The sequence below is a fragment of the Stenotrophomonas terrae genome, from assembly GCF_001431465.1.
Taxonomy (GTDB): Bacteria; Pseudomonadota; Gammaproteobacteria; order Xanthomonadales; family Xanthomonadaceae; genus Stenotrophomonas; species Stenotrophomonas terrae.
In genome coordinates this window covers 1-1,856 of sequence record NZ_LDJJ01000125.1, presented here as the reverse complement: position 1 = coordinate 1,856, position 1,856 = coordinate 1, and the positions used below count along the sequence as shown (strand labels likewise).

Annotated in this window: 2 protein-coding genes and 1 pseudogene; 1 reads left to right on the top strand and 2 read right to left on the bottom strand. The window is 65.6% G+C overall.

From position 1 onward, the window contains the following. Positions 1–117, top strand: a pseudogene (locus ABB27_RS20405) (VOC family protein); the annotation flags it as partial. 139 nt (positions 118–256) lie between these two features. Here ABB27_RS20405 and rarD read toward each other — a convergent pair. Together rarD and yedA are read right to left on the bottom strand one after the other, a co-directional pair. Then, the gene (rarD, locus tag ABB27_RS19015; protein ID WP_057630885.1) at positions 257–1,168 is read right to left on the bottom strand and encodes an EamA family transporter RarD; all 912 of its coding nucleotides are present in this window, start codon (positions 1,166–1,168) and stop codon (positions 257–259) included. Then, positions 1,165–1,856 (bottom strand): drug/metabolite exporter YedA (gene yedA, locus ABB27_RS19010; protein WP_057630882.1); only part of this gene is annotated, 692 nt, incomplete at its 5' end. The genes rarD and yedA, both read right to left, overlap by 4 nt.

Sequence of the window (1,856 nt, the reverse complement as noted above, 5' to 3'; positions counted from 1 at the left end):
ATCGCTGGCCGTGACAACGGTGCGCCGGGATTGCGTCCGGACTATGGCGCGCAGTACTACGCGGCGTTCCTGATTGACCCGGACGGGCACCGCATCGAAGCTGTCATCAACCGCTGAGCCAGCCAGTTGTATTGCCAACAGCCGCGTAGCCCGGGTAAGCGCAGCGCACCCGGGACTTAGCGATACGGTTCCATTAGAGCTGTGCGCCAACGGCCCCGGGTGCGCTGCGCTTACCCGGGCTACCCGCGAGCGCTGCTTATGCCGTTGGCGAGACTACGCGTGCCATCCGCGCCTTGTGTACACCGGCCACCGCAAACACCACCAGGCCGGCCCAGATCAGGCAGAAGCCGACAAGCTGATTGGCATTGAAGGCCTCGCGGAACACCAGTACACCGACCAGGAACTGCAGGGTCGGGGCGATGTACTGCAACAGGCCCACCACCGTCAGCGGCACCCGCCGCACGCCAAAGGCGAAAGCAATCAGCGGTATCGCACTGACCGCGCCAGCCAGAACCAGCAACGCGTCATTGCCCAGCCCCCAGCCGGAAATGAAGCCGCCGCCATGACCGTTCTCGGCCCAGATCACATAGGCCAGCGCCGGTGCCACCATGAACAGGCTTTCCACGCCCAGCCCGCTCACTGCATCCACCACCACCAGCTTGCGCAGCAAGCCATACAGGCCAAAGGTGATGGACAGGCCAATGGCGATCCACGGCGGGCGCCCACTCTGCCAGGTCAGCCAGGCCACGCCGAGGGCGGCCAACACCACCGCCAGCCACTGCAGTTTGCCCAGCCGTTCGCCCAGCACCATCACGCCGAGCAGCACGCTGAGCAGCGGGTTGATGAAGTAACCCAGACTGGTTTCCACCACGTGGCCGGCATTCACCGCCCAGATGTACAGGCTCCAGTTCAGCGCGATCAGCAGGCTGGACAGACCCAGCAGCCAGAACCGCCGCGGCGTTGCCCACACTTCCTTCAACCAGCCCCAGCCGCGCACGATGCCCAGCCCGCCGACCAGCAGCACAGCGCTCCAGACAATGCGATGGGCAATGATCAGGAACGACGGCACCTCCTTGAGCAGATGCCAGTACAGCGGGAACAGGCCCCAGATGACGAAGGCCAGCGTGGTGGCCCACAGGCCATTGCGGGTGTCATTGCTGCTGTTCATGCGCGACGCAACCTTGCAAGAGTGATGACCACGACGCCGGCCAGAATCACCGCCATCGCGCCCAGATCGGAAATGCTGAAACGCTCATGCGCGATCCACGCGCCCAGGGCTACGGCGATCACCGGATTGACGTAGGCATAGCTGCTTGCCAGAACCGGCCGCACGTTATGCAGCAGCCACACATAGGCGGTGAAGGCGATGATCGAGCCGAACACAGTCAGGTAGCTCACCGACAACAGGCCCTGCAGGCTGGGCCAGGCGTTGATGCGTTCGCCACGCAGCAGGCCGGCGCTGACCAGGATCACCCCGCCGCAGAGCATCTGCCCGGCAGCGGTCATGAACGGCGATGGCAAGTCACGGCCGCGCGACCAGATCGAGCCGGCGGCCCAGCCCAGCGGCGCGATCAGCAGCAGGATCAAGCCGGTGGGGGTCGCGGTCAGGCTGCTGCCGGCATTGAGCCAGACCACGCCGACGAAGCCAACGGCGATGCCCAGCCATTCGCCGGCGGTGACTTTTTCGCCGCGGATGGCCGAGAACAGCGCCATCCACAGCGGCACCGAGGCCACCGCCACCGCGGCCAACCCGGATGACACGTCACGCTCGGCCAGCACCACCATGCCATTGCCCAGGAACAGCAGGCACAGCCCCATCACCGCCAGGGTCTTCCATTGCGCACGGGTGGGCGCGG

Excerpts from the sequence above, each read along its gene's own strand:
- rarD (WP_057630885.1), bottom strand. The coding sequence starts at position 1,168 with ATGAACAGCAGCAATGACACCCGCAATGGCCTGTGGGCCACCACGCTG.